The organism is Alteromonas sp. 4NH20-0104 (assembly GCF_057547795.1).
In genome coordinates this window covers 25,714-51,758 of sequence record NZ_BAAJLP010000033.1, presented here as the reverse complement: position 1 = coordinate 51,758, position 26,045 = coordinate 25,714, and the positions used below count along the sequence as shown (strand labels likewise).

The 26,045-nt window shown below is 50.7% G+C and carries 27 protein-coding genes; 21 read left to right on the top strand and 6 right to left on the bottom strand.

The features are described from left to right. Positions 1-3: 3 nt before the first annotated feature. From apaG to AC27IB_RS19605, 5 genes are read right to left on the bottom strand one after another with little or no spacing between them, the layout of a single operon-like run. Complete coding sequence (gene apaG, locus AC27IB_RS19625; RefSeq protein ID WP_296047677.1) at positions 4-402, bottom strand: Co2+/Mg2+ efflux protein ApaG; 399 nt, start codon at positions 400-402, stop codon at positions 4-6. Continuing rightward, positions 377-1,195 carry a 16S rRNA (adenine(1518)-N(6)/adenine(1519)-N(6))-dimethyltransferase RsmA gene (gene rsmA / locus AC27IB_RS19620; protein WP_296047675.1) on the bottom strand — a complete coding sequence of 273 codons (819 nt, stop codon included), beginning with the start codon at positions 1,193-1,195 and terminating at the stop codon, positions 377-379. Before rsmA ends, apaG begins: the two co-directional genes overlap by 26 nt. Then, complete coding sequence (pdxA, locus tag AC27IB_RS19615) at positions 1,192-2,175, bottom strand: 4-hydroxythreonine-4-phosphate dehydrogenase PdxA (protein WP_296047672.1); 984 nt, start codon at positions 2,173-2,175, stop codon at positions 1,192-1,194. Before pdxA ends, rsmA begins: the two co-directional genes overlap by 4 nt. 15 nt (positions 2,176-2,190) lie before the next feature. Continuing rightward, the gene (gene surA / locus AC27IB_RS19610) at positions 2,191-3,474 is read right to left on the bottom strand and encodes a peptidylprolyl isomerase SurA (protein WP_296047669.1); all 1,284 of its coding nucleotides are present in this window, start codon (positions 3,472-3,474) and stop codon (positions 2,191-2,193) included. Between the two features lie 56 nt (positions 3,475-3,530). Next, on the bottom strand, positions 3,531-5,846 hold the full coding sequence (locus AC27IB_RS19605) for an LPS-assembly protein LptD (protein WP_487123027.1): 2,316 nt from the start codon (positions 5,844-5,846) through the stop codon (positions 3,531-3,533). Between the two features lie 288 nt (positions 5,847-6,134). Here AC27IB_RS19605 and djlA point away from each other — a divergent pair, with 288 nt between their 5' ends. The 11 genes from djlA (at position 6,135) to mazG (ending at position 17,157) form a co-directional block, all read left to right on the top strand. After that, the gene (gene djlA, locus AC27IB_RS19600) at positions 6,135-6,968 is read left to right on the top strand and encodes a co-chaperone DjlA (RefSeq protein WP_296047663.1); all 834 of its coding nucleotides are present in this window, start codon (positions 6,135-6,137) and stop codon (positions 6,966-6,968) included. Further along, entirely contained in the window at positions 6,965-7,879 is a 915-nt protein-coding gene (xerD, locus tag AC27IB_RS19595) for a site-specific tyrosine recombinase XerD (RefSeq protein WP_487123025.1), read from the top strand. Before djlA ends, xerD begins: the two co-directional genes overlap by 4 nt. 196 nt (positions 7,880-8,075) lie before the next feature. After that, the gene (gene dsbC, locus AC27IB_RS19590; RefSeq protein WP_296047658.1) at positions 8,076-8,807 is read left to right on the top strand and encodes a bifunctional protein-disulfide isomerase/oxidoreductase DsbC; all 732 of its coding nucleotides are present in this window, start codon (positions 8,076-8,078) and stop codon (positions 8,805-8,807) included. Positions 8,808-8,895: 88 nt separating this feature from the next. Next, entirely contained in the window at positions 8,896-10,620 is a 1,725-nt protein-coding gene (gene recJ / locus AC27IB_RS19585; RefSeq protein WP_487123023.1) for a single-stranded-DNA-specific exonuclease RecJ, read from the top strand. A 17-nt stretch (positions 10,621-10,637) separates the two neighbouring features. Then, the gene (locus AC27IB_RS19580) at positions 10,638-10,907 is read left to right on the top strand and encodes a hypothetical protein (RefSeq protein WP_296047652.1); all 270 of its coding nucleotides are present in this window, start codon (positions 10,638-10,640) and stop codon (positions 10,905-10,907) included. A gap of 2 nt (positions 10,908-10,909) precedes the next feature. Next, on the top strand, positions 10,910-11,608 hold the full coding sequence (gene recO / locus AC27IB_RS19575) for a DNA repair protein RecO (protein WP_487123021.1): 699 nt from the start codon (positions 10,910-10,912) through the stop codon (positions 11,606-11,608). Between the two features lie 55 nt (positions 11,609-11,663). After that, a complete protein-coding gene (gene pdxJ, locus AC27IB_RS19570; protein WP_296047646.1) occupies positions 11,664-12,410 on the top strand; it encodes a pyridoxine 5'-phosphate synthase in 747 nt (248 codons plus the stop codon). Between the two features lie 18 nt (positions 12,411-12,428). Further along, positions 12,429-12,809 (top strand): holo-ACP synthase, encoded by a 381-nt coding sequence (gene acpS / locus AC27IB_RS19565; protein WP_487123019.1) that lies wholly within the window; start codon positions 12,429-12,431, stop codon positions 12,807-12,809. A gap of 9 nt (positions 12,810-12,818) precedes the next feature. Further along, positions 12,819-14,177 carry a 23S rRNA (uracil(1939)-C(5))-methyltransferase RlmD gene (gene rlmD, locus AC27IB_RS19560; RefSeq protein ID WP_487123017.1) on the top strand — a complete coding sequence of 453 codons (1,359 nt, stop codon included), beginning with the start codon at positions 12,819-12,821 and terminating at the stop codon, positions 14,175-14,177. A gap of 9 nt (positions 14,178-14,186) precedes the next feature. Next, positions 14,187-16,367: a GTP diphosphokinase gene (gene relA, locus AC27IB_RS19555; protein WP_487123015.1), complete on the top strand. Its 2,181-nt coding sequence runs from the start codon at positions 14,187-14,189 to the stop codon at positions 16,365-16,367. Beyond that, positions 16,345-17,157: a nucleoside triphosphate pyrophosphohydrolase gene (mazG, locus tag AC27IB_RS19550; protein ID WP_487123013.1), complete on the top strand. Its 813-nt coding sequence runs from the start codon at positions 16,345-16,347 to the stop codon at positions 17,155-17,157. Before relA ends, mazG begins: the two co-directional genes overlap by 23 nt. Before the next feature lie 20 nt (positions 17,158-17,177). On the opposite strand, the gene AC27IB_RS19545 is transcribed toward mazG, so the two are convergent. Beyond that, the gene (locus AC27IB_RS19545; protein WP_487123011.1) at positions 17,178-18,080 is read right to left on the bottom strand and encodes a hypothetical protein; all 903 of its coding nucleotides are present in this window, start codon (positions 18,078-18,080) and stop codon (positions 17,178-17,180) included. Between the two features lie 271 nt (positions 18,081-18,351). Here AC27IB_RS19545 and rplM point away from each other — a divergent pair, with 271 nt between their 5' ends. From rplM to AC27IB_RS19495, 10 genes are all read left to right on the top strand, one after another. Continuing rightward, a complete protein-coding gene (gene rplM, locus AC27IB_RS19540; protein WP_296047623.1) occupies positions 18,352-18,780 on the top strand; it encodes a 50S ribosomal protein L13 in 429 nt (142 codons plus the stop codon). A 12-nt stretch (positions 18,781-18,792) separates the two neighbouring features. Further along, positions 18,793-19,185: a 30S ribosomal protein S9 gene (rpsI, locus tag AC27IB_RS19535; protein ID WP_105936543.1), complete on the top strand. Its 393-nt coding sequence runs from the start codon at positions 18,793-18,795 to the stop codon at positions 19,183-19,185. Between the two features lie 414 nt (positions 19,186-19,599). Next, a complete protein-coding gene (gene petA, locus AC27IB_RS19530; RefSeq protein ID WP_296047617.1) occupies positions 19,600-20,232 on the top strand; it encodes a ubiquinol-cytochrome c reductase iron-sulfur subunit in 633 nt (210 codons plus the stop codon). 1 nt (position 20,233) lies between these two features. Beyond that, on the top strand, positions 20,234-21,499 hold the full coding sequence (locus AC27IB_RS19525; RefSeq protein ID WP_296047616.1) for a cytochrome b: 1,266 nt from the start codon (positions 20,234-20,236) through the stop codon (positions 21,497-21,499). Continuing rightward, on the top strand, positions 21,496-22,230 hold the full coding sequence (locus tag AC27IB_RS19520; RefSeq protein ID WP_296047613.1) for a cytochrome c1: 735 nt from the start codon (positions 21,496-21,498) through the stop codon (positions 22,228-22,230). The genes AC27IB_RS19525 and AC27IB_RS19520 overlap by 4 nt, the downstream gene beginning before the upstream one ends. 120 nt (positions 22,231-22,350) lie before the next feature. After that, positions 22,351-22,983 carry a stringent starvation protein SspA gene (gene sspA / locus AC27IB_RS19515; protein WP_105936547.1) on the top strand — a complete coding sequence of 211 codons (633 nt, stop codon included), beginning with the start codon at positions 22,351-22,353 and terminating at the stop codon, positions 22,981-22,983. Further along, positions 22,980-23,423, top strand: coding sequence for a ClpXP protease specificity-enhancing factor (locus AC27IB_RS19510; protein WP_296047607.1), 444 nt, complete (start codon positions 22,980-22,982; stop codon positions 23,421-23,423). Before sspA ends, AC27IB_RS19510 begins: the two co-directional genes overlap by 4 nt. A 246-nt stretch (positions 23,424-23,669) precedes the next feature. Continuing rightward, positions 23,670-24,383: a spondin domain-containing protein gene (locus tag AC27IB_RS19505; protein ID WP_487123007.1), complete on the top strand. Its 714-nt coding sequence runs from the start codon at positions 23,670-23,672 to the stop codon at positions 24,381-24,383. A gap of 8 nt (positions 24,384-24,391) precedes the next feature. Beyond that, positions 24,392-25,099, top strand: coding sequence for a spondin domain-containing protein (locus tag AC27IB_RS19500; protein ID WP_487123005.1), 708 nt, complete (start codon positions 24,392-24,394; stop codon positions 25,097-25,099). A 105-nt stretch (positions 25,100-25,204) separates the two neighbouring features. Beyond that, the gene (locus AC27IB_RS19495) at positions 25,205-25,918 is read left to right on the top strand and encodes a response regulator transcription factor (RefSeq protein WP_487123003.1); all 714 of its coding nucleotides are present in this window, start codon (positions 25,205-25,207) and stop codon (positions 25,916-25,918) included. Positions 25,919-26,045: the final 127 nt, after the last annotated feature.

Here is a 26,045-nt window from a genome sequence, read left to right as displayed (position 1 = left end):
AGATTAGTTGATGATATTAGGTAGCGCGAGGCGAAATGGCTCAATGGGCACTCTGAATACATCGCCATCAGCGGTTTTCATGTCGTAATACCCTTGCATAGTGCCTACTTCCGTGTCGATAACGGAGCCACTGGTGTACTGAAAACTGTCACCGGGTTCAATGGTAGGCTGTTTGCCAACCACACCTTCACCGCTGACTTCAGTTTGTTTGCCGTTAGCATCAGTTACCAGCCAGTAGCGGTGAGTCAGTATCACCGCAAAGCTATTATGATTCATTACGGTAATCTGATACGCAAAGGCGTACTTGTCACTGTCTGAGGGTAAATGTTCAGGCAAATGCCGCGTGACTACCCGAACGGTAACCAGTTCGGCCGGATTATTTTCGGTCTTCGGTGCTGTCATGTTCACTCACCCAATTCGCAACGGTTGCAAAATCATCGAGCGACAGTGTCTCAGCCCGTCGGGTTGGATCAAGGCCAAGCGCTTCTAACTGTGCTTCGTTAATACAGTCTTTCAGACTATTACGTATGGTCTTTCTACGTTGATTAAACGCCATCGTGCAAACACGTTCAAGCATTTTTACTTCACTGACCTTAACCACCGGGGTGCGATGGGGGGTCAGGCGGACCACTGCAGACTCCACTTTGGGCGGCGGAACAAAAGCACCCGGCGGTACATTGAGTACGGGCTGAACGCTACAGTAATACTGCGCCATCACCGACAATCGGCCGTAATTTTTATTCCCCGGGCTGGCCGCCAAACGGTTTACCACTTCCTTTTGCAGCATAAAATGCATGTCGCCAATAATGCCGGCGTGGGAAAACAGATGGAACATAATGGGTGTGGAAATGTTGTACGGCAGGTTACCGAATACCCGAAGCGGCGCATCGGGCCTGGCCAGGTCGTTAAAATCAACAGTCAGCGCATCCTGCTCCACAACGGTGAGTTTGCTGCCATGGAATGGATGCTGACGCAAGCGTTTAGCCAGGTCGCGGTCCAGCTCAATGACGGTCAGTGCGTTAACCCGCTCACAGACTGGATCGGTCAGTGCACCCAGTCCGGGGCCGATCTCCAGAAGGTTTTCACCGTCCTGAGGGTTGATGGCATCGACAATTTGCTCAATAACAAAAGTGTCGTTTAAGAAGTTTTGGCCAAACCGCTTGCGGGCGGTATGACCTAAATGGGTTTTATTCATTGTTGATGATAAGCCAGTTCGATTGCTTTATTCATTGCTTTGGTAAAACTGCCGCTATCTGCCTGACCTTTAGCGGCCAGATCCAGGGCAGTACCATGATCTACTGAGGTGCGAATAAACGGCAGACCAAGCGTAATGTTCACCGAGGCACCAAAGCCTTTATATTTTAGCACGGGTAGGCCCTGGTCGTGGTACATGGCAAGTACCACATCCGCATCTTCCAGGTATTTGGGCTGGAAGATGGTGTCGGCAGGCAATGGCCCGGTGAGGTGAATACCTTCTTCGCGCAGTTCATCCAGCGCTGGTGAAATGGTTTCAATTTCTTCCCGGCCAATGTGACCGTCTTCGCCGGCATGCGGATTCAGACCACACACGTAAATGTGCGGTTGGGTAATATTGAACTTCAGCTTTAAATCGGTGTGAATAATATGAATCACTTTGTGCAGGCGCTCGCGGGTTATCGCCCGTGAGACATACTCCAGTGGAATATGAGTAGTGGCCAGTGCAACGTTTAATCCGTCAGTAGCCAGCAGCATCACCACATCAATGGTGTTGGACTGGTGGGCAAAAAACTCGGTATGACCACTAAAGGAAATACCGGCTTTATTGATAATGCCCTTATTGACCGGCCCGGTAACCACGGCATCGAAATCCCCTTCAATGTTCGCCTGGCAGGCCTGGCGCAGCGTCTCTACCACGTAGTGACCGTTTTCGCTGTTCAGTACGCCGGGTTCCACGGGAACTGCCGTAGGAATCGACTGGATAAACAGTTCCCCTTGCGACTGAATTCGCGATTCACCATGGGTATAGGGGGTTAACTTCAGCGGTATGTTCAACGCTGCGGCGCGGTCTTGCATCATGGTTTCGTCGGCAAAGATAACCAACTGAGCCGGCCATTCCTGCTGGGCCAGCTCAATAACCAGATCGGGGCCCACGCCAGCAGGTTCACCTGGCGTGATGGCAATTTTAAGCGGTGTCATAGTCAGACCTTAATTTTAATCACTAAGGACTTCGATATAAGCCGAGTCACGCATTTCACGTAACCAGTTCTCACTCTCTTCCGCAAATTTACGGTTAAACAGCAGCTGGTGGGCTTTATCTTCCTTGCGTTGTTCGGTGGCATCGTCGATACGCCGGTCGAGCAACTGAATTAAGTGCCAACCGTGTTGCGTACGTACAGGTTCACTGTACTCTCCAGGCTCCAAATTAGCCAGTGCTTCTTTAAATTCCGGTACATAGATACTTGGGTCAGACCACCCCAGTTCACCGCCGCGAAGTGCTGAACCCGGGTCTGCCGAGTGTTCTTTTGCCAGTTCGGCAAAGTCGGCATCGCCAGCCTGCACCTGTTCCTTAAACTCAACTAACATGCCTCTGGCACGCTCTTCGCTAAGAATAATGGATGGCTGAATAAGAATGTGACGAGCATTAACTTCCTCAACTTCAACCACTTCGATACCCCGGGTATCAAGGATTTTCAGAATATGGAAACCGGCACCACTGCGGATCGGGCCAATCACTTCACCCTTACGCTTGCCTTGTACAGCTTCAGCAAACAGGGTTGGCATGGCGTTAATGTTCATCCAGCCCATGTTACCGCCGTCAAGGGCTTCGGAGCCTGATGAAGCGGCAATCGCGAGGCGGGAAAATTCAGAGCCTTCGTCAAGCAGGTTGAGAACTTTGTCGGCACGTTCACGGGCATCGGTCACGTCGGCATCGGTGGTTTCAGGCGGGAAGCCAATCAGAATATGACCTAACTCGTATTCTGCCTGATCAGAGCCTTGTTGCGCCATCAGGTCAACCAGGTTAGCAATTTCCTGGGAGGTAATGTAGATACGACGACGCACGTTGGCGCGGCGTACTTCGCCCATTATGATTTCTTCACGAACCTGTTCGCGATAGTCGTTGTAAGCAATGCCCTGACGGGTAATTTCGTCACGCAGTTGTTCAACGGTTGCACCTTCACCGGCGGCAATATTGTTAATGGTTTGATCCAGCTGCGGATCACTTACCCGGATCCCCATGCGCTCTGCCATTTGCAGTTGCAGGTTTTTCAGGATCAAACGCTCGATGGCCTGAGTGCGGAGGGCTTCGTCAGACGGCAAACGCTGATCTTTCGCTGCCGCATCTGCTTTTACTTCATTTACCAGTGCCCGTACTTCACTTTCCAGTACCACGCCCTGATCAACAATAACGGCTACTTTGTCGAGTAACTCGGTTTGGGCCATGACTGGTAAGCTCATTACCAGACTTAAAAACAAACCCCGAATAAAATACTTCATAAACTCTCTTGCTTGTTGTTAATACTGCCGTGTTCCTGAACAGGATACCGGCGCATTTAATTTAACACGTATGGCTGTCGATAGCCGAACATGCCGTCCTCGAGCATAGCCCGATTGGACCGGGATGAACCGATCCCTTTAAAAATAAATTGCAGACCAATACTTGAGTCAAACTCATTGGTATTTTGCTGACCCGTTACATCATAACGGTTACTCAGACTTCGCTGAGCAACAATGCGAACCGCCCAGCAACAGGACTCATACTGTACCCCAAAATAGTTTTCGATGCTTCTGTCTCGCTCCAAATCACGATAAGAACGCCCCACCACCTGCCAGTTTTCACCAATTGGCCAGCTGGCTGAAAAGCCAAACTGATCGATGGTTTCGCCAGACAGGTCGCGCACAAACCGGTGACTCAGTTGCACCAGTCGTCTGGCATCAAGGCGATATTCTAACGCCATACCGCTGCGTTCAACCTTGTCATTGTCGGTAGCAATTTGAATGGCTGAGTGCACAAACCAACTGTCGTCAAAACGCCAGTCCAGTTCGCCGGCCAGGGCCGAACGGTTGCGATCATCCACTGCTGTCGTGACCTGTGTGTCTGACAAGTAGAATATCTGACCCAGGCTTATGACAAATTGTTCCCGGTTGTTCTCATCAATTATGCGTGATGTTGCCCCCACGGTAATTTGATCATTGTCGCTGATACGGTCCAGGCCAGTAAACTCCTGGCCACGAAATAAGCCATTCACATCGGTTAGCAGGGCCGTGGTGTCATACAAACCAATGTTGCTCTGATCTTCGTAGGAGGTATACAAATACTGAACCTTTGGCTCAAAGGTAATGGTGACGTCGTTACCAAAAATCCGATCGTTTTTTTCCAGATACAGCGTGCTGAACAGGCGGCCCTGATAAAGTGTGCGGTTCACTTCATCATCAAGTTCAGTGTTGGCAATATTGGTTTGTTTGTAATAGGTATTCATGGCGGTTAATTCAGCCGTGATTTCGCCCCAGTAACGCTGATAAGGCAGCGCCATGGTGGGCGCCAAATGCCAGCGCAGGGCATCCGGGTTGGAGTCCAGAGCGTTGTCGAAATACGCCAGCTCAGAGTCCACCTTGAAAGTCACAAACTCAGCCAGTTGATTGCGCCATTGTAATTTGGCTTCCGGCAGTGCCCGGTAAATGGCATCAAAGTCGCCCAGGGTTTCAAAATCACGTAAATAAAGGCTCATATCCAGCGACTGACTGTAATAATCGAGGCCGATGGTACGGTTGATGGTGGTATCCGAACGATTGTAGAAATCTGAACCCAGGTCAACAATATAGTTGTTGTCGCTGATGCCGTTGAAATCCACATTTAACTGCCATTTGTCCGAGAGTAAACCGTGATGCTGTAAGCGGTAAAAATAACGGCTGTCGTCGCTGGCCTGGCGCGTATCATTGCTGAGATATTCCACGTGCATCTGTCCGCCTGATGCCGCAGTCAGGTAGCGGAATTCGGTTTTTAACTGCAACCCACGGTTAGTCATCAGCCGTGGTGAAATGGTCATGTCATAGTTTGGTGCAATGTTCCAGTAAAACGGCTGTTCGTAGTCGACCCCGGTTGAGCTGGAACTGCTGATCAGCGGGAACAACAATCCGGTCTGGCGCTGATTACTGACCGGGAAAGCGAAATAGGGTAAATACAGTACGGGCACATCGCCCAGATAAAACCGGGTATGGCGTGCTTCACCAAGGGTGTCTCCCGGCTCAATACTGATTTTGGATGCTTCAATCCGCCAATCCTGTTGGTCTAACGGACAAGTGGTAAAGCTTACGTCACGCAGGGCGATACCCTGCCGGGTGCCGATATCAATCTCACCAGCGGCACCATGGCCCACAAAACCGGTTAGCTGATACAGGGTATTTTCCAGTTTTAAGGTTTGTTCAACCGAATCCACCGACAGCAAGTCGCTGCTCACTGTCAGCGCGGGACTGCGATAACTTACATCACCACTGGCCGACAAGGCGCGACCATTATCAGTCACTTCAGCGGTTTTGGCGTGAATAATGGCGCTGTCGGTAACAATATCCACATTCCCTTTAAACAGGGCAAATTGGTTTTCGCTGATTTCTGCAGAATCCGCGGTCACCTGAACCTGCTTTTTCTGCAATAGTTGCGAGCTGTCAAAGGGCTGAGGCACTGCCAGGCACAGGGCGGTATCATTGATGACCGTTTGTGCAGATGCCTGCCAGGCGAGACTGCTTAAACCTGCTATGGCCACACGAATCAAGGCACCCAATGTGCGCCGTTGGCGACAAAATGGTGTGTTTTGTGCCCGGATGTCTGGCTGGCAATGCTGCTGAGCAAGTTGTGTTGTTTTCGACAGCAAATTATTATTCTCGGTGCTTCAAAGGATTATTCGGCTGGTAGGGCGCCGATGTCTGTTCTGATAAGGCGCTAATTCTATGCACTTCGCCGCCAATTACCAACAGCAGACCCTAAAAAAATCGAAAAATTCATATCTTATCCCCATTTATTTGCTTTAAAGCAATGATGTGGGCGACTTCTCAAGCGAATAACCATTGGTTATAGTGCTTAACATCTTATCTTTTTACTGGTTGTTACGCCTGTTTATCAACCAGCCCGGCGCAGCGCGTCGATATTGTAGGGGGTATGCATGCCAATTTGGGGCAGATTACTGGGTTTTATTTTCGGAATGATGTTTTTAAAAGTGCCGGGAGCGATCCTTGGGTTGCTTGTGGGCTATATGTTCGACAAAGGCTACAGTCAGGATTTTGGCCGCATGGGCGGTTTTGGACGCTTTTTCTCCAGTCAGGATGCGTTGCAACAACAGGCCATTTTTTTTCACAGCCTGTTTGCAGCGCTCGGCCATCTGGCGAAATCAGATGGTAAAGTCACTGAATCAGAAATTAAAATTGCCACCCGCCTGATGGACGACATGCAACTGCAGGGTGAGGCCCGTCAGGAGGCGCAGCAAGCCTTCCGGGAGGGCAAAGCGCGCGACTTTCCGGTTGCCGATATTCTCAAGCAGTTATACGAGTCCTGTCATGGCCGCCGTGATATTTTGCAGGTGTTTCTGGAAATACTCATCCAGGCTGCATTTGCCGATGGCCGCCTGGCCAGTGAAGAATACCGGGTGCTGGAAAAAGTCGCCAAGGCGTTAGGATTTGTGCGTCGCGACCTCGACTATCTTATTGCCATGTATGAGGCAGAAGTACGCTTCAGAAGCCAGGGGCGTGGTAGCCACCAACGCCAGGGCAGTCAATCGAACGGCCCGACGCTGGAAGATGCCTACGCCGTGCTGGGCGTGTCGGCCAGTGACGATGAAAAACTGATTAAGCGGGCTTACCGTAAACGCATGTCGGAGCATCACCCGGATAAACTGGCGTCCAAAGGCCTGCCTGAGCAAGCCATGGAAATTGCCAAGAATAAAGCGCAGGATATTCAGGCTGCCTACGAGTTAATTAAAGAGCGGCGTGGCTTTAAATGAGCCGGAAATTGCCGCTACCGAGTGAGGCTGAACTCGACATTATCGAAGCCTTTATCGAAATGCTGTGGCTGGAAAAAGGCTTGAGCGACAATACTCAGCAGAGCTACCGTCGGGATTTGTGCCACGTGGCAGGGTTTCTTGCTACCCAAGGTACCAGTCTGAAACAGGCCAGCCTGACGGACATGCAGGATTATCTGATGTTTCGCGAGCAAAAAGGCCTTTCCGCTCGCAGTACCCAGCGCAACATTAGCGCTATGCGTCAGTTTTACCGCTATCTGGTTACCGACGAGCAGCGCAAGGATAACCCGGTGAGCCAGCTTGCTATTCCAAAAGCCGCCAAAAAACTGCCCGGCACGCTGAGCGAAGCCGAGGTGGAAGCCCTCCTTGAAGCGCCCGATATGGAAGAGCCCATCGAATGTCGCGACAAGTGTATGCTTGAAGTGCTTTATGCAACCGGCCTGCGAGTGAGTGAACTCACCGGTTTACGGTTATCGGAAGTCAGCTTGCAACAAGGGCTGGTTCGGGTAATGGGTAAAGGCAATAAAGAACGCCTGGTGCCACTTGGCGAGAATGCGCTGGATGCATTGCAGGATTATCTTCACAGCGCCCGGCCGCTGCTGCTTAAGCATCAGACCGACGTGGTGTTTGTTAGTAACCGCGGAGTACAGATGACTCGCCAGACGTTTTGGCATCGCATTAAACACTACGCGGTAAAAGCCGGGATCGGTACAGAACTGTCTCCTCATACGCTGCGCCATGCGTTTGCCACTCATTTACTTAATCACGGTGCCGATTTGCGGGTGGTGCAAATGCTGTTGGGTCACAGCGATCTGTCAACCACACAAATTTATACCCATGTTGCAACAGAGAGACTTCAAAATCTGATTTCAGAACATCATCCTAGGGGGTAAAACAAAGCCCGGGCAGGGATGAATCGATGAGAACCCGGTTAATTGTCGATGGGGATCATCGCCAGACCGGGATTTTTTGATACACTAGAGCGAATTTTACGGTTAAATTCCGGTCTTAAAGAAAACAATGTGCTGCAAATTCAGCATCCCAGAGGCCGTATAGGCCATAGTCAGAATGGTTTTCAGGAGTGATTAGATGAAAGTGTTTTTTCGCAGTTTACTGGCAGTGCTGAGTGTTTTTTCGGTGGCTGCAACTGCAAATGTGCTGGCCGATGCGGCAGATAAAGAGAGTGTTAAGGCAAAAATCGAAACGACGCTGAAGTGGCGGGTAGATGCTATTGCTGACTCACCGGTTGAAGGGTTACTGCAAATCAGTACCGAAAATGGTCTCTTTTATGTCAGTGCCGACGGTACCTATCTGTTGCAGGCCCGGGTGTACAACCTCGATGAAGAAATGCGCAACGAAACAGAAACCGCACTGGCTGACATGCGCCTTGACGGACTGAAACAGTTTGATGATTCCTACATCGAATTTAAAGCCGAAGACGAGCAGTACGTGGTGACCGTGTTTACCGACACTACCTGTGGTTACTGCCGCAAGCTGCACGAACAAATTGAACAGTACAACAGCGAAGGCATCACGGTGAGATATCTGGCGTATCCTCGTGCCGGGTTAAACAGTCCTGTGTATCGTCAAATGGTGTCGGTCTGGTGTTCAGCGGATCCAAAGAAAGCCATGACGAATGCTAAATCGGGCAGCAGCGTGACCCCTAACAGTTGTGATAACGACATTGCCGAGCAATTTCGTTTCGGCCGTAAGATTGGGGTAAACGGTACGCCGAATATCGTACTTAGCGATGGCAGTATTATTCCGGGTTATCAACCGCCAGAGCAGCTTCTGTCTGCTCTGAAACAGATCGCTGGTTAATAAACCGTTTTAAGGCACCGGATACCCTAATCCACTGGTATCCGGTCACCAGTCTTTTTGAGTCCCTGCAACGAATCACAGTTAAATTATGAGCTTACACATCAGGCGCCGGCCGTTAACCGATACCTTTGACGCGGCATTACATCCGGTACTTGAACGGGTTTATCGTGGTCGTCATATTCAGTCTCCGGACCAGTTAAACACAGGCGCCAGGGCATTGCTGCATTACCGCGACCTGTTGGGTTGTGCTGACGCAGCCAGCCGCATTGCGGATGCCATGCTTGCACAGCAAGCCATTACCATTATTGGTGACTTTGACGCCGACGGTGCTACCAGCACGGCACTGTGTATGCTGGCGCTGGGGCAGATGGGCGCCACCAGACTCGATTATCTCGTGCCTAACCGCTTTGATTTCGGCTACGGACTGTCACCACAAATTGTTGAAGTGGCGGCGGAGCGCGGTACGCCGTTGATCATTACCGTCGACAATGGCATTTCCTGTCACGCCGGGGTCGACAGAGCTAATGAGCTGGGTATGGAAGTCATAGTGACTGATCACCATTTACCCGGCGAAACCTTGCCTGCTGCCACTGCTATTGTTAATCCGAATCAGCCTGAATGTCGCTTTGCCTCAAAAAACCTGGCCGGCGTTGGTGTGGCTTTTTATCTTATGCTGGCACTACGGGCTGAACTTGAACGTCGGGAATGGTTTTCCCAACAGGGAATTCAGGCCCCGAATTTAGCTAATTTACTGGATATTGTTGCCGTTGGTACGGTTGCTGATGTCGTTCCGCTTGATCAGAATAACCGCATTCTGGTGCATCAGGGCCTGCAGCGGATCCGTGCCGGGCAATGCCGGCCTGGGATCACGGCGCTACTGGAAGTGGCACAGCGCCATGCCAGTCGGCTGACCGCTACGGATCTGGGCTTTGTGATTGGCCCGCGCCTGAACGCCGCAGGGCGATTGGATGATATGGCGGCCGGTATTGAGTGTCTGTTGTGCAGTGATGCCATGGAGGCACGCGCCCGGGCCACCGAGCTCGACCGCCTAAACCAGCAACGCCGTACCATCGAACAGGAAATGAAACAACAGGCCCAGGAAACCCTGGCCTCGGTACAACTTGATAGCAGCGCACCACCGGACGCTATTGTGCTCTTTGATGAACACTTTCACCAGGGCGTTATCGGCATTGTCGCCGGTCGTCTAAAAGACGAATATAAACGCCCTGCCATCGTGTTTGCCAAACAGGACGAAAAAATCATTAAAGGCTCGGCGCGCTCTATTGCCGGGGTCCATATCCGTGACATACTCGAAGCAGTCAGTACCGCTCAGCCCGGCCTGATTGAAAAGTTTGGTGGTCACGCGGCAGCGGCAGGGTTGTCGATTAAAACTGAAAATCTGTCTGCCTTTACTGCGGCTTTTACCCGTCATGTTAAAACGGCACTGGCTGACATAGACGATCCGACTATTATTTTAAGTGACGGCGAGCTTGAACCGCAGATCCTGAATTTGCCTACGGCGCAGGTATTGCGTCAGGCCGGTCCTTTTGGGCAGGGGTTTCAGCCGCCATTATTCGACGGCACCTTTCAGCTTGTTCAGCAGCGAATTGTGGGTGAACGTCATCTTAAAATGGTGCTCGCCCATCCTGACAGCGGTGAGGAGTTTGACGCCATCGCGTTTAATATCGATCCGGAGGTGTGGCCCGACGCCAATGTAAAGCAGGTGCAGTTAGCCTATCAGCTGGATGTGAACTACTATCGGGGCCGGGAATCACTGCAATTGCTGGTGGAAGCACTGGCACCGCTGGCCTGAACAGGTAAGAATTTGTTATGAGTGTCGATAAACTGCTAAAACGTCATCAATCACTGACCCATAGTGAGAATATGAAAGTGGTTTCGCATGTTCAGCGTCAGGATGGCGACTGGGTTCGTCATACGGTGATGATAGAAAATATTGACGCGCCGTTTATTTTTAAACGTACCAAACCTTATCAGTCACTCAAGGGGGCACGGGTAAACATGACGTATTACCGCACGGTGGAATCAGTGGCCGGCATGGAGTTTGAACAAATGAAAGTTGTGCGGATCAAGCGGGCATAGCTATGGTTAACCCTTGGTTGAATGCCTACGTACTACACCGTCGCCCGTACCGCGAAACCAGTTTTATTGTTGATTTTTTTAGCCTGGAACTGGGCCGGGTTAGCGCCGTAGCCCGTGGCGTTCGTAGTGCTAAGTCAGACCGGCGCAGCCTGTTACAACCTTTTCAGACGCTGCGTGTACAATTAAGTGGCAAAAGCGATTTAAAGAACCTGACTCAGTTAGAGGGGAATGGCTCGCTGCGCATGCTAACCGGCAATGCGCTTTATTGTGCGCTGTATGTCAATGAGATCACTAACCGGGTGTTACCGGCCGGCGTAGAAGCCGCCGAGCTCTACGGTGCTTACGCCACTGCTGTGGCGGCATTACAACAAGACGAGACTGGCGCCGAGTGTATTTTACGCCAGTATGAGCTGGCGCTGTTACAGGAACTTGGCGTCATGCCGGATTTCACCGCCGACGCCGGCTCAGGCGCAGCCATCGAACCCTCTTTTCACTATGAGCTGGTAACCGAACTGGGGTTTTGTCAGGTCAAACAAGCATCCAGATTTACCTTCACCGGTGACGAGCTGAACATGCTGGCCGAGCAGCATTTCAGCCCGTCAGGGTTAAAGGCGGCCAAGCGCTTGTGCCGACTGGCATTACATCCTTTCGTGGGTGACAAGCCATTGAAAAGTCGTGAGCTCTTTTTGGCCTCCCGCTGAATCACTGCTACAATACGCGCCACTTCAGTTTGTTAGGTAATCCAGGACCCTGGGAATGAAAGATATTCTGCTCGGCGTTAATATTGATCATATCGCTACGCTGCGTAACGCGCGTGGTACCTCTTACCCCGATCCGGTGCACGCTGCCGACATCGCAGAACGTGCAGGCGCAGACGGCATCACTGTGCACCTGCGTGAAGACCGCCGTCATATTAAAGATCGCGATGTCACCCTGCTCGCGCAAACTATAAATACCCGCTTAAACCTGGAAATGGCCGTCACCGACGAAATGCTCGCCATTGCCGAACAGGTCAAACCGACCTTTTGTTGCCTGGTCCCTGAAAAGCGCGAAGAGTTAACTACCGAAGGCGGGCTGGATGTGGCCGGCAACCTCAGTCGCATGACCGATGCTTGTCAGCGCCTGGCCGAAGCCAATATTCTGGTATCGCTGTTTATTGATGGTGATGAGCGTCAGCTCGATGCTGCCAAAGCAACCGGTGCCCCGTACATTGAAATTCATACCGGTCATTATGCCGATGCCACCAGTGAAGCTGAGCAGTTACAGCACCTGGCGCAGATCCGCCGTGGCGTTGAATATGCCGATAACCTGGGATTACTGGTCAATGCCGGTCATGGTTTGCATTACCATAATGTGAAACCCATCGCGGCTATCCCACAGCTTATCGAGCTCAATATTGGTCATGCGATTATTGCCCGTGCCGCTTTTGACGGCCTGCATAAAGCGGTGGCAGATATGCGCAGTCTGATGCAGGAAGCCCGTCTTCAGGCGCATCTAGGTTAATTACCACCGGAGCTGGCCATGGCCATTGCAGGCTTGGGAACTGATATCGTTGAAATTGCCCGTTTTGATATGGAGGCGGCCTCCCGGGATCGTCTCGCCCGTCGGGTACTGACCCCGGATGAATGGGCTATTTATACCGCCCATAACCAGCCTGTTCGCTATCTAGCCAAACGGTTTGCCGCTAAAGAAGCCGCAGTCAAAGCACTGGGCACCGGTATTGGCCGGGGGATAAGCTGGCAGCAACTGCAGGTAAGCAACAATGAAGCTGGTGCGCCAACCCTCCATTTTAGTGGTGAATTTGCTGACAAATGTAAGCTTAGAGGTGTAGTAAGTGCTCACATAAGCTTATCGGATGAACAGCATTATGCGGTAGCGACTGTGATTCTGGAAACACCGTGAGGCAAGGTAATGGCTAGTATTTATCAGGGCGGGGGGAAACGTCGCTCAGGGGCAAAACAAAAAGGGCCGGCTCAGCTAACCACAAAGACGGTGACGCTGGACAAATGGGATCCTCGTGGCAGGGGGGTGTGCCGTACCCATCAGCCGGTGCTCTTTGCCGATGGGGGTCTGCCCGGTGAAACCTGTCAGGTTGCCATTACCCGCAGTAAAAAGCAGTTTTGTGAAGGACAGGTTACTCAGGTCATAGAACCCGCGACGGCGCGTCAAGCGCCATTTTGCCCGGTCTACGAGCACTGCGGCGGCTGTCAGCTACAACACGTCGAACGCGGTGCGGCATTAACCTGGCGACAGCAGGCGCTGGACGAGCAAATTCGCCTTACACACGCTTTAACCGACTTACCCTGGGTTGCCCCCATACGCAGCAGCAGTGATGAATACCGGCGTAAAACACGACTCGCTCTGGATGCCCGCAAGGGCAAGCCTCTGGCACTGGGATTCCGCGCGCAAAAAAGCGATAAGGTGGTGAATATCAGTCATTGCCCCGTGCTGGAACCTGCGCTTAATGCGTTATTACCCGACTTGCATCGATTACTTGAACAGCTTGTCGGTCGAGCTGCCATTGGCCATATCAGTTTACTCAAAGCCAGCAATGGGATGGGCGTCACGTTGCGCTGTACCAAAGCCCTGACGGCCAGTGACCGAGCCTTGCTGGTGGATTTTGCCCAGGCCCATGAGGTCTTGTTACGGCTCGATAACGGCGATCACAGTGAAGCGTTACATAAGCCGGTGGATGAGTTGCTGTGCGCCACGGCCGAGGCACTGTCACTGGCCGTCACCACGGAAGATTTTATTCAGATAAACGCTGATGTAAACCTGGCGATGATTGAGCAGGCGCTGGACTGGCTGGCGCCACAAGCGCATCATAAAGTACTGGATTTATTCAGCGGGTTGGGCAATTTCTCGTTGCCATTGGCAAAACGATGCGCCCGGGTTACTGCAGTGGAAGGGGTTTCCACAATGGTGCAAAGAGGCGAAAAAATTGCCCGACAACAAGGCATTACTAACATCCAGTGGTGCACTGCTGATTTAAGTGATGAAGCCGAACTTAACGCACTGAAAATAAAAAATTACGATAAAGTGCTGCTGGACCCGTCTCGGGAAGGGGCTTTTGAAGTGTGTCAGCAAATTGCCAAAGCCAGGATTGAGTCAGTCGTGTACGTATCTTGCAATCCGGCAACGTTTAATCGCGATCTGGTTCCGCTGTTGAAAGCCGGTTACCGGATTGTGAAACTCGGAATAATGGAAATGTTCCCGTATACCCAGCATATTGAGTCGATGGCGTTACTTGAACGTGTCGGTAAAGGGTAAGAGGTAAATATGGTTTCAACCCGCACAGTGCATGAAGAACACCGGCCGCCGTTTGAAGAATGGCTGGCCAGCCTGAACCTGCCGGACAATACTGCCCAGAAGCTACGCGATATCTCTCACATGCCGGATAAACTGCTGGTCGGGCAGGAGATGGTGGAGATCCTTCACCAACTGAACATGGACGACGCTACCTTGCAGGCAGCCCTGGTGTACCCCTATTGCCAGCAACATGAACTGTCTGATGGGGAAGTACTGGAGAATTTTGGTCCGGAAATAGAGCAACTGGTGGTGGGTGTACGTCGGATGGAAGCTATACGGATGCTGCACAATCGCAAGCAATCCGAGAGCAAGCTGTCGGCACCCGATGAACAGCATATCGACAGTATCCGGCGTATGCTGCTGGCCATGGTGGAAGATGTCCGCGCGGTGGTGATTAAAATGGCCGAGCGGATTTGCGCACTACAGCAGGTGAAAAAGGCTGACGAAGAAACCCGGGTTATGGTGGCGCGGGAATGTGCCACTATCTATGCGCCGCTGGCAAACCGCCTGGGGATTGGTCAGTTGAAATGGGAACTGGAAGATTTAGCCTTCCGCTATCTGCATCCAACCACTTATAAGCAAATCGCCAAACAGCTTGATGGCAAACGGCGGGAACGGGCGGAATACATCGACAATGTGGTGGGTTCGTTACAGGATCTGCTGAATAACGAACACATCAAGGCCGAGGTTTACGGCCGCCCGAAACACATTTACAGCATCTGGAAAAAGATGCAGAAAAAGCGCCTCACCTTTGAGCAATTGTTTGATATCAGGGCGGTGCGGATCATCGCTGAGCGCTTGCAGGATTGTTACGCCGCACTGGGTACCGTGCATGCGCACTTTAAGCATATTCCCAAAGAGTTTGATGATTACATTGCCACTCCCAAACCAAATGGATACCAGTCGATTCATACCGTTATTGTTGGCCCGGAAGGCAAACCGGTTGAGATCCAAATCCGCACCCAGAAAATGCACCAGGATGCTGAGCTGGGGGTAGCGGCTCACTGGAAATATAAAGAAGGCAGTGCCGGCAAAGTGTCCGGTTATGATGAGCGGATTAACTGGTTACGTAAAATCCTGCAATGGCAGGAAGAGGTGGCCGAATCCGGCGATTTGGTTGAAGAACTACGAAGTCAGGTATTCGATGACCGGGTGTATGTCTTTACGCCGCGCGGTGATGTGATTGATTTACCCCAGGGTTCAACCCCGGTTGATTTTGCTTATTACATTCACAGCAATGTTGGCCACCGGTGTATCGGCGCGAAAATAAACGGCCGGATTGTGCCCTTTACCTATCAATTGCAAAGCGGCGATCAGGTCGGGATCCTCACTGGTAAAGAACCTAATCCGTCGCGGGACTGGCTGCATCCCGGGCTGGGGTATGTTCACTCATCCCGGGCCCGGGCCACCATACACAGCTTCTTCAAGAAACAGGATAAAGAGAAAAACCAGCAGGCCGGGAAGGAATTGCTGGAGCGTGAACTTCATCGGGTTGGCTTACCGGCTAAAATGGCCGCTGATGCGTGTGAGCGGTTCAACGCGCCAAGTGTTGATGAGTTATTTGCCGCTATTGGCGCCGGCGATGTACGGGTGATGTCCGTAGTCCATCACCTGCAGCAGTTACTGGCACCACCGCCTGAGGTAGAAGAACTCAGTCCTAAGGTGAAAACTCGCAAGGCCGCACGTGGCAAGAACAAACCGGATAGCGTGGTGGTACAGGGCGTTGGTAATCTGATGAGTCAGCTGGCCAACTGTTGTCAACCGGTGCCCGGAGACCATATTCTCGGTTATATCACCCAGGGGCGCGGTGTGAGCGTGCACAAAGACAGCTGTGAGCAATTACAGAACTTGCTGAATCAGCATCCGGAACGGCAAATTGAAGTAAGCTGGTCGGAAGATTTAAACGTTGGTTACGAAGCCAACCTGGACATCGAATGTATCGACCGCACTGGTCTGTTACGTGACATTACTACCGTGTTGGCGAATGAAGGCGTGGCGTTGCTTGGGGTGAATAGCCTGAGCGACAAAAACAGTCATACGGCGCTGATTTCTGTGTCAGTAGAAGTCTCTGACGTGGAGGCCCTGGGCCGTCTGACCAACCGCCTGAGACAACTGAAGGATATTATTGATGTCAGACGTAAAACCCACTGAAGCCAGCGCGGCTCTGGCGCGTCTGCTCCATATTATGGCGCGCCTGCGCGACCCCCAAACAGGCTGCCCGTGGGATGTTAAGCAAACCATGCAGTCACTCACCCGTTACACCATTGAAGAAGCCTACGAAGCGGTGGACGCCATAGAGCGCGGCGCCCCTCAGGACATCAAAGATGAACTGGGTGATTTACTGTTTCAGATAGTTTTTTACGCGCAAATCGGTAACGAAAGCCAACAGTTTAATTTTGCCGATATCGCCAATGCCATTAGCGATAAAATGGTGCGTCGTCATCCCCATGTCTTTGCCGGTGCGACAACCGATGACACAGGGTTAGCTGAGCAATGGGAAACCATTAAGGCCACTGAGCGTGAACAGGCACCTGAAACTCTGCTTGAGAGTGTGCCGACAGGGTTGCCTGCTCTGATGTACGCGCAGAAAATACAGAAGAAATGTGCCCGCGTGGGCTTTGACTGGCCGGACGTTGAGCCGGTGGCCGATAAAGTGCGTGAGGAAGTGGCTGAAATTCAGGCCGAACTGGATGCACCAGAACGCAATCAACAGGCCCTTGAAGCGGAAATCGGTGATGCGTTATTTGCAATGGTGAATCTTGCCCGTCATTGTAACGTGGATGCCGATGCTGCGCTGCGTCGGGCCAGTCAGAAGTTTGCTAAGCGTTTCACCGCCGTTGAATCGCTGGCTAAAGCACAAAAAGGTGCCATAGACGCGCACACGCTGGATGAACTTGAGCTATTGTGGCAACAGGTAAAACGTACCGAAACATTGCTCTGATCATGCCGCTGACGAGTTATTTACTCGGCTACCCTGGCTTGTAAAAATTCTCGCATGGCAGCCGGGCTCACGCTCCACAGAGGATTTTTAAACGTTTCGCTAATCCCCGGATTTTCCAGCTCGAAGATAGTTCGGGTGTCCTGCGTAGCCAAGTCCAGCGCCAGGCGATGATTATAATGCTTGTCGAAATAGCTTTTCAGTTCACCGTTATCCAGCATTCTTAATAACCCGGTGTACAACCGTCTAAGCAGTTCAGGATGTTTAGGCGAGACAAAAAAGTACTCATAGCTGGGATAACGTAATAACAGGTTATCCTCGAGTTTGACTAACTTGTCGGCATGTCGCTCGAGGTCGTTGGAGACTTCAATCACATTGCGCGGGAAATAGTCCACCAACCCTTTTTCTACCGAGATAAACATATTGGCAAACCACAAGCTCCAGGGCAGTCCCTCTACTTTGTATCCATTATGCTTAAGAACCGTTAAATCGGGCCAGTCTGCGCCTTGTACCCCAAGATAGGATTGCAAGGTCTGCTCGGTCATATCCGGCGGATAGTTGCCTTGTTTAAATTTGTGGATCACCAGCACCCGATAGCCTGCTAACCCTTGCAGTAATGGAAACCGAACGGTCAGTAACTGTTTCTCACGCTCTGCGGAGGTCGCGCTCCACATAACCTGCGCTTCTCCGGTCTGGAGCTTAATGATTTGCCTTGCCTGGGGCATTGGCTGGGGGTGTGGCTCGGCGACTGCGGCGCCAAACTCAGGGGTTAATTCCAGTATGCGCTGCAGGATCTGCGCGTGATAATACCCGTAGGCTTCATCGGCAAAAGCGCGCGTGAAAATTACTTTTTCGGGCGCGTCGTTAGCTGAACCTACCGGGCAGAATAACAGTAGAAGCAGGGATAAAAATGAAAAGGGTTTCATATACAACAATGTATGAGTGATTTCGCTTTCAAGATTAGTCGACGAATAAGGCTTGCGCCAATTTATTTTTTTGCTGTATTGGGGGTATGCTTTTTGTGCAAATGCTGTATAATTCGCGCCCTGCCCAGTTACACCCACCTGTGGGAAGGTGGAAGAATCACTAGACTCGAAGGGGTCAAAAGGTTGATTTTAGGTGGTTTGAGGCAGTTTTAAAACAGATAAACTGGTTTAAACCAAGTAACGACGAATTATTTTCGGGTGAATTTTAAAAATGAAAACTTTTGTTGCAAAACCAGAAACGGTAGTACGTGACTGGTATGTGGTAGACGCCACAGACAAAACTCTGGGTCGCTTGGCTTCTGAAATCGCACTGCGTTTACGTGGTAAGCATAAGCCTGAGTACACTCCTCACGTTGATACTGGTGACTACATCGTAGTTATCAACGCGGAAAAGATTACTGTAACTGGTAACAAAGCGCAGGGTAAAATGTACTACGCTCACACCGGTTATCCTGGTGGTCTGAAAGAGACTAACTTTGAGAAGCTGATCGCTCACAAGCCAGAAATGGTTCTTGAAAAAGCGGTTAAAGGTATGTTGCCTAAAGGTCCTCTGGGCCGTGCAATGTTCCGTAAGCTTAAAGTTTACGCAGGTGCTGAACACAAGCATACTGCTCAACAACCTCAAGTATTGGACATTTAAGGAGCTTATCACATGGCAGATACTCAATATTACGGCACTGGCCGTCGCAAAAGTTCTACTGCTCGTGTATTCCTGCGTCCAGGTTCAGGAAACATCACAGTAAACTCACGTGCTCTTGACGAGTACTTTGGTCGTGAAACCGAGTGCATGGTTGTTCGTCAGCCACTGGAACTGGTAGAAATGACTGAAAAGTTTGACCTGTACATCACTGTTAAAGGTGGTGGTTCAAACGGTCAGGCTGGTGCTATCCGTCACGGTATTACCCGTGCACTGATGGAATATGACGAAGCACTTCGTCCGGCTCTGCGTAAAGCAGGCTTCGTTACTCGTGACGCACGTCGCGTTGAACGTAAGAAAGTGGGTCTTCATAAAGCACGTAAGAAACCACAATTCTCAAAACGTTAATTCGTTTTTACAGAATGCAAAAACCCGGCTTATGCCGGGTTTTTTTATGCCTGTTGTACAGTGATTTTTACGTTTTACGGATAACCCCGGCAGAGAGAGGGGCACAATTGTGATAATTAAATGTAAAAATATTGTATAGAGCCCTACGCCAGACTACGACTTTCGTCTCAAGCGGCTTTCGCGGCCTGATTTGGCGCAAATATTTATCCAGTTAATTCCAGTAATTCCTTGTGTTTTGAGGGGGTTTTCTTTTATCATTTTCGGTCGAAAATTATGACAATCTTTCGTGCCAGATCCCGCAAAGTGCAAACGATGAGGTAAAATGGACACGACAAGTTTAATGAAAGCCTGTTAATCCCGCCTGTGGCGAAGGGTTATGGGCTTTCATATTATCCAAAACCTGGAGAAAAGTGGATGAGCAATGTATCTGTAGATGCAAAAGAGTCTGCGCTGAGTGATGACAAACCGCAAGACAATCCGCGTCGTCGGTTTCTGACCGTTGCGACATCGGTTGTAGGCGGTGTGGGTGTAGTAGGTGCAGCTGTACCTTTCGTTGCGTCCTGGAATCCGAGTGCAAAAGCGAAGGCGGCCGGTGCTGATATTGAAGTGGATATCAGTGCAATTGAACCGGGTCAGCTGATTCGTGTTATGTGGCGCAGTAAGCCGGTCTGGATTGTACGCCGTACACCAGAAATTCTGGCCGAACTGGGTAAACACGAAGATAAATTGCGTGACCCTGCCTCAGAAAACGAACAGCAGCCTGCTTTTGCGCAAAACCAATACCGTTCAATGAAAGAGGAATACCTCATTCTGGTTGGTATTTGTACTCATCTTGGTTGCTCTCCACAACACATGAAAGACGGTGCCTTTGAAGAATATGTTGAAGGTGTTCCGGAGGGATTCTTCTGTCCGTGTCATGGTTCTAAATTCGATATGGCCGGTCGCGTTTTCCAAAACGTCCCTGCGCCATTAAATCTGGTTGTTCCACCGTATCAGTTTGTTGATGACACAACAGTGATCATTGGTTCAGAAGCGGAGGTTGCGTAACATGCAAGCATTTCTAGCCTGGATTGAAGCACGTATCCCAATGATGCGTGTAGCCAACATGCACGCTATCCAGTATCCGGCCCCACGTAACATGAACTTCTGGTACGTTTTCGGATTTCTGGCCACCATCGTTTTAGTTAACCAAATCGTTACCGGTATCTGGTTAACCATGAATTTCAACCCAACGTCTGAAGGTGCCTTCGCGTCGGTTGAATACATCATGCGTGAAATCGACTACGGATGGATTATCCGTTATATGCACAGCACCGGCGCGTCAGCGTTCTTTATCGTGGTTTACATGCACATGTTCCGCGGCATGATTTACGGCTCTTACCAGAAGCCACGCGAACTGCTGTGGATTTTCGGTATGCTGATTTATCTGGCGCTAATGGCCGAAGCCTTTATGGGTTACGTATTACCCTGGGGTCAGATGTCTTACTGGGGCGCTCAGGTAATCGTATCGCTGTTCAGTGCAATACCGGTCATTGGTCCGGATTTGGTGCAGTGGATTCAGGGTGACTACGTTATCTCTGGTGCCACTCTTAACCGTTTCTTTGCCTTGCACGTTATAGCGCTGCCCCTGGTTATTGTTATTCTGGTCTTCCTGCACATCATTGCACTTCACGAAGTGGGTTCTAACAACCCGGATGGCGTTGCCATTAAGCATAAGAAAGGCAGCCTGTCTGAAGACGAAAAAACCAAGTTTGAAATTCACGAGTACTACACCAGCAAGTATGACATTGCTGATGATGTCGTACCGTTCTTCCCGCATATCGTGCTGAAAGACCTGGTGGCGTTCTGTATTTTCCTGGCCGCGTTTACTTACATCATGTTCTTTGCGCCGGAAATGGGCGGTAAATTCCTTGAGCATCCAAATTTTGAAATTGCTAACCCGTTGAAAACGCCTGCGCATATCTTCCCGGTATGGTACTTCACGCCGTTCTACGCGATTCTGAAAGCGGTTCCGGATAAGCTGTTTGGGGTTATCGCGATGTTTGGTGCGATTATCTTCCTGTTCCTGTTACCTTGGTTCGACCGCGGTACAGTTAAGTCATGGCGCTATCGCAGCGGTCTGCATAAGCTGAACCTGCTTGTGTTTGCCGGTGTGTTTATTTTCTTAGGTTACTTAGGCGGTACGCCTCAGGAAAACTGGAAAATTACTGCGTCGCAAATCTTAACAGTGATGTATTTCGGTTTCTTCATCCTGCTGTTTATCTACAGTAAAAATGAAACAACTAAGCCTGTACCAGCGAGGATCCCTAAATGAGAAAACTAATTTGTGTACTGGCCCTGCTGTTGCCTGGGATGGCACTGGCAGCTGGCGGTAACGTCCACCTGGACAAAGCAAACTATGACTTAAGCGATAAAGCGTCGCTCCAGCGCGGTGCCAAAACGTTTATGAACTACTGCCTGGGCTGTCACGGCCAGCAGTACCAGCGTTATCAGCGTACCTTTAACGACCTGGGTATTCCTGAAGAGTTAGCGCAGGAAAATCTGCAGTTCACAGGCGAAAAGATCTCTGATTATATCGAGCGTTCAATGCCTGCTGAATCCGCTGCTCAGTGGTTTGGTGCGGCGCCGCCGGATCTGACCCTGGTAGCACGCGTACGTGGCGCAGATTGGATTTACACTTACCTGCGTTCTTTCTATGTTGATGAGTCGCGTCCGTTTGGTGTGAACAACACGGTATTCCCTGAAGTGGGTATGCCGCACGTTCTGCAGCCACTGCAAGGTGCGCCTCGTATGGCAGAAGAAGAAGCCATGGTTGACGGCGAAACGGTAACCCGTCACGCCGGTATTAAAACCGATGGTGATGGCGCACTGTCTACCGAAGAGTACGACCAACTGGTATTAGACCTGGTGAACTACCTGGAATACACCGGCGAACCGTTCCGTCTGGAGTCTGAGTCCATCGGCAAATGGGTACTGATTTTTATCCTGGTACTGTTTGTATTTGTGTTCATGCTGAAGAAAGAATTCTGGCGAGACGTTCACTAATCGTCAGGGTTTTATAGTATAATAAATGACAGGGGGCTTCTCGCCCCCTTTTTTTACTTTATGTTGGCCGCAAATTGGCGTCCGACAATGCTCGATTTAATGTATCTCGGAGGAGAATGAATGGCCGTAGCCGCGAATAAACGTTCAATCATGACGTTGTTCTCAGACACGATTGACATCTATAGTCATCAGGTTCGTATTGTATTGGCCGAAAAAGGCGTTGGCGTTGAGATCAGCTACACTGATCCCACTAAACTGCCTGAAGATCTGATGGAGCTGAATCCGTATGGAACAGTGCCCACCCTGGTTGATCGTGAATTAGTGCTGTATAAGTCTCACATCATCATGGAATACCTTGATGAGCGTTTTCCTCATCCGCCGCTGATGCCGGTTTATCCTGTATCACGTGGTCAAAGCCGCCTGATGATGCACCGCATCGAACAGGACTGGTATAGCCTGGCAGCGCAAATCTTCCGTGGTGAAGGTGATGTGGAAACAGCCCGCAATGATTTACGCGAAGCGCTGTTGAGCCTGGCCCCTGTGTTTGCAGAAATGCCCTACTTTATGAGCGAAGAGTTCAGTTTGGTAGACTGCTATCTGGCACCGCTGTTATGGCGTTTACCAGCGCTGGGCATTGAGCTTAACGGTGGTGGTGCAAAAGATATCCACGCTTACATGAACCGTATCTTCTCCAGAAGTTCGTTCAAGGCGTCGCTGACAGACCAAGAACGCGAAATTCATAACCCGTTATGAGTCAAATGACCTCCAATCAACCGTATTTGTTAAGAGCGTTTTTCGACTGGATTGTTGATAACGATCTTACGCCCTACATTGTTGTAGATGCCACAAATAGTCTGGTTGAAGTGCCGCAGGAATTTGTCAAAGACGGTCAGATAGTGCTGAATATCTCACCGTCTGCCTGTGTCAATTTCTACCTGGATAAAGACGGCCTGTCGTTTCAGGCTCGTTTTAGCGGGCAACCACGTAGCCTTAGCATGCCCTGCGAGGCTGTGTTGGCTATTTATGCCCGGGAAAACGGGGCCGGAACGGTATTCGCTCCTGAAGGTTTACCGGAAGATGAACCCGAAACGGACAGTGCACCAGTATTGGAAGAAGCCAAAACAGACGCTGAGGTTCCCCCTCAGACGCCGCCTAAACCCCGCGGTAAACCCAATCTGAAGGTCATTAAATAATTTGGTGTGAATAAATAATCAGTAAAAACCGGCTTAACCGCCGGTTTTTTTATGCCTGAAATTTGTGATTTTTCTGTGAAACTTTTGCGAACTTTGTCGGCCATGCTAAGCACCATGAAAACCTGAGTGGGCGGTGTATCCGTTTATTTCTGGTTTTCAGTGATTTTATAACAGCCACCGCTTCGGCAGCCCCGATGACTAAGAAAGGGTGAAGTCGAAGACCCAATAAGCGCAAAAGGAAACTTTATGAAACTAAAACAACTTACCTCAATTATGGTCGCCACGGGCCTGACAGCACTGAGCGGGTTTTCACAAGCTGCTGAACTTGAAATAACCGTACAGAATTTAACCCGGGGTATTTATTTTACGCCCATTTTGATCACGGCCCATAGCCCGGATCAGCAACTTTTCAATGTTGGTGAAGCAGCCAGCACAGAGCTGCAGGCGATGGCTGAAGGTGGCGATATTTCGGGCCTGGAAACGGCCGTCGATGCATTAAGTGCCGATACCGTGGCAAACCCTGCCGGCGGTCTATTAATGCCTACAGCAGCCACTACAACGACTTTGTCGACCATGGACGGCAACACAGCGCTGTCTATTGTGGCCATGATGCTGCCGACCAATGATGGCTTTATTGGTCTGAATAGCTGGATGATCCCTGAAGCACCGGGCACCTACACGGTTTACCTGAATGCCTACGATGCCGGCACCGAAGCTAACGATGAGATTCGTGGTGGTGGTGCGCCGGGAGCGCCGGGTTTACCTGTACCACCGCCGCTGGAAGATCTGGTTGGCAATGGTGGTAGCGGCGTAACCAGCGAAATGACCAATGCTACGGTTCACATTCACCCGGGTAACCTTGGTGATGATGAGGCTGCGGGTGGCATGTCTGATATTTCTAATACGGTCCAGCGCTGGTTAAATCCCGTAGCCATGGTCACTGTGACAGTATCTGAGTAGGAGGTCCCATGGTTAATCAACAACGATTCGGACTTTCCCTGGTGGCGTTGAGTTGCCTGGTACTGACAGCATGCGATCACAACGATAATGACGAGCCGGCGCCCATGCCGCCAGCCGACGTGTCATATTCCTATGAAATTACAGTACAGAACCTGACACAAGGGCAGCCACTTTCGCCCGTGGGTGTCGCGCTGCACGGTGATGCGGTAATGTGGGAAACGGGTATGCCGGCCTCTGAGGCGCTAGAAGTGCTCGCTGAGGGCGGTGACAACAGTGATTTTATCGCTGTTGAAGGTGTCCTGGCATCGGCCTCTGGTGCCGCACCAATAGGACCTGGCAGCAGTGAAACGGTTACCGTCACCGTGGTGAATGAACCCGACACCTTCATTAGCATAGCCACTATGCTGGTGAATACTAATGATGCGTTTGCCGGTATTACCGGTCATGGACTGAGTGAACTTGAGGTTGGCCAGACCATGATGATGGTGCTGCCCGTTCTCGACGCCGGCACGGAAGCAAACAGCGAAGCCGCGGGCACCATCCCCGGACCGGCTGATGGCGGTGAAGGGTACAACGCTGAACGGGACGATGCCGATTTGATAAGCTTTCATCCCGGAGTGGTATCGGTGGATGATGGCCTGATGATGTCGGCCCTCACTTCTGCTCATCGCTTTGATAATCCGGCAGTAAAACTCACCATTACCCGTACTGAGTAAAAACGGCAATAAAAAAGTGGAATAAAGTTTCCTGTCTTCCGGTCTGTTGATTAATAACAGGTACGCTGACTGCGTCTACAGTCAGGCAACAGACCGGGAGAGGGAATGATTCTAATTGTCAGCGATAATCGTCATCATTGTCGGCCGCTATTAACGTGTGTTGAGCGGGTCAGCGAAAACTGTGAACTGGTGTGTACTTCGTCAGGCGTTATTCAGCGCTGCCTGCAAAAGCGTTACCCGGTTATTATCATTGATAGCTCCGCTAAACTGGCTGAACACTTTGAATTGATTGCCCGGCTGCAGGCCAAATTACCTGATAGCGCAATCATCGTTATGGCTCATCAGGGCTGTGACTCTGAGCGTATCGTCAGTCTTGAGCTGGGTGCTCAGGATTACATCGAGTATCCGTTTAATCCCGCCGAGGTACAAGCCCGCATCAGGGTTCAGCTGCGCCGTGCGGCATGTCGCACCGGCGAGGATAAAGCCAGTGAGCAACCGGTGAGGATTGGCCGTTTCTACATTGATAACAGCTACCATCGGGCTGAACTTGACGGCCAGATCCTGCCTCTTACCGCAAAAGAATTCTCATTACTGCATTTTTTAGCCAGTCACCCTGACCAGGTATTTTCCAGGGAACAACTGTTAACCTCGGTCTGGGGTTATCACTATGGCGGTTTTGAACATACGGTGGCCAGTCACGTTAACCGGCTTCGCTCCAAACTGAGTAAAACCAAAGCCGGTGCTCATCTGGTCGAGACGGTATGGGGCGTAGGGTATAAATTTAATAGCGACTGTTTACAGTTATCCCAATCCGCTTAAAAGAAAGTGAAGTAACAGAGTCAAAATAAAAAAGTCCGTTATCGTAACGGACTTTTTTATTTCGGCCCTAAACCACCTACTTCAGTTGGTGGTTATCATTCGTGGTAGTGGTTGGCTCGCATATATA

What these genes read in the sequence shown, in the direction of transcription:
- petA (WP_296047617.1), top strand. Translation starts at nt 19,600, where the DNA reads ATGAGCAATGTATCTGTAGATGCAAAAGAGTCTGCGCTGAGTGATGAC.
- AC27IB_RS19525 (WP_296047616.1), top strand. Translation starts at nt 20,234, where the DNA reads ATGCAAGCATTTCTAGCCTGGATTGAAGCACGTATCCCAATGATGCGT.
- AC27IB_RS19500 (WP_487123005.1), top strand. Translation starts at nt 24,392, where the DNA reads ATGGTTAATCAACAACGATTCGGACTTTCCCTGGTGGCGTTGAGTTGC.
- pdxA (WP_296047672.1), bottom strand. Translation starts at nt 2,175, where the DNA reads ATGACACCGCTTAAAATTGCCATCACGCCAGGTGAACCTGCTGGCGTG.
- surA (WP_296047669.1), bottom strand. Translation starts at nt 3,474, where the DNA reads ATGAAGTATTTTATTCGGGGTTTGTTTTTAAGTCTGGTAATGAGCTTA.
- sspA (WP_105936547.1), top strand. Translation starts at nt 22,351, where the DNA reads ATGGCCGTAGCCGCGAATAAACGTTCAATCATGACGTTGTTCTCAGAC.
- acpS (WP_487123019.1), top strand. Translation starts at nt 12,429, where the DNA reads ATGGCCATTGCAGGCTTGGGAACTGATATCGTTGAAATTGCCCGTTTT.
- recJ (WP_487123023.1), top strand. Translation starts at nt 8,896, where the DNA reads ATGAGCTTACACATCAGGCGCCGGCCGTTAACCGATACCTTTGACGCG.
- djlA (WP_296047663.1), top strand. Translation starts at nt 6,135, where the DNA reads ATGCCAATTTGGGGCAGATTACTGGGTTTTATTTTCGGAATGATGTTT.
- AC27IB_RS19505 (WP_487123007.1), top strand. Translation starts at nt 23,670, where the DNA reads ATGAAACTAAAACAACTTACCTCAATTATGGTCGCCACGGGCCTGACA.
- rsmA (WP_296047675.1), bottom strand. Translation starts at nt 1,195, where the DNA reads ATGAATAAAACCCATTTAGGTCATACCGCCCGCAAGCGGTTTGGCCAA.
- rpsI (WP_105936543.1), top strand. Translation starts at nt 18,793, where the DNA reads ATGGCAGATACTCAATATTACGGCACTGGCCGTCGCAAAAGTTCTACT.
- recO (WP_487123021.1), top strand. Translation starts at nt 10,910, where the DNA reads ATGGTTAACCCTTGGTTGAATGCCTACGTACTACACCGTCGCCCGTAC.
- AC27IB_RS19495 (WP_487123003.1), top strand. Translation starts at nt 25,205, where the DNA reads ATGATTCTAATTGTCAGCGATAATCGTCATCATTGTCGGCCGCTATTA.
- rlmD (WP_487123017.1), top strand. Translation starts at nt 12,819, where the DNA reads ATGGCTAGTATTTATCAGGGCGGGGGGAAACGTCGCTCAGGGGCAAAA.
- relA (WP_487123015.1), top strand. Translation starts at nt 14,187, where the DNA reads ATGGTTTCAACCCGCACAGTGCATGAAGAACACCGGCCGCCGTTTGAA.
- pdxJ (WP_296047646.1), top strand. Translation starts at nt 11,664, where the DNA reads ATGAAAGATATTCTGCTCGGCGTTAATATTGATCATATCGCTACGCTG.
- xerD (WP_487123025.1), top strand. Translation starts at nt 6,965, where the DNA reads ATGAGCCGGAAATTGCCGCTACCGAGTGAGGCTGAACTCGACATTATC.
- dsbC (WP_296047658.1), top strand. Translation starts at nt 8,076, where the DNA reads ATGAAAGTGTTTTTTCGCAGTTTACTGGCAGTGCTGAGTGTTTTTTCG.
- mazG (WP_487123013.1), top strand. Translation starts at nt 16,345, where the DNA reads ATGTCAGACGTAAAACCCACTGAAGCCAGCGCGGCTCTGGCGCGTCTG.
- AC27IB_RS19510 (WP_296047607.1), top strand. Translation starts at nt 22,980, where the DNA reads ATGAGTCAAATGACCTCCAATCAACCGTATTTGTTAAGAGCGTTTTTC.
- AC27IB_RS19520 (WP_296047613.1), top strand. Translation starts at nt 21,496, where the DNA reads ATGAGAAAACTAATTTGTGTACTGGCCCTGCTGTTGCCTGGGATGGCA.
- apaG (WP_296047677.1), bottom strand. Translation starts at nt 402, where the DNA reads ATGACAGCACCGAAGACCGAAAATAATCCGGCCGAACTGGTTACCGTT.
- AC27IB_RS19580 (WP_296047652.1), top strand. Translation starts at nt 10,638, where the DNA reads ATGAGTGTCGATAAACTGCTAAAACGTCATCAATCACTGACCCATAGT.
- rplM (WP_296047623.1), top strand. Translation starts at nt 18,352, where the DNA reads ATGAAAACTTTTGTTGCAAAACCAGAAACGGTAGTACGTGACTGGTAT.
- AC27IB_RS19545 (WP_487123011.1), bottom strand. Translation starts at nt 18,080, where the DNA reads ATGAAACCCTTTTCATTTTTATCCCTGCTTCTACTGTTATTCTGCCCG.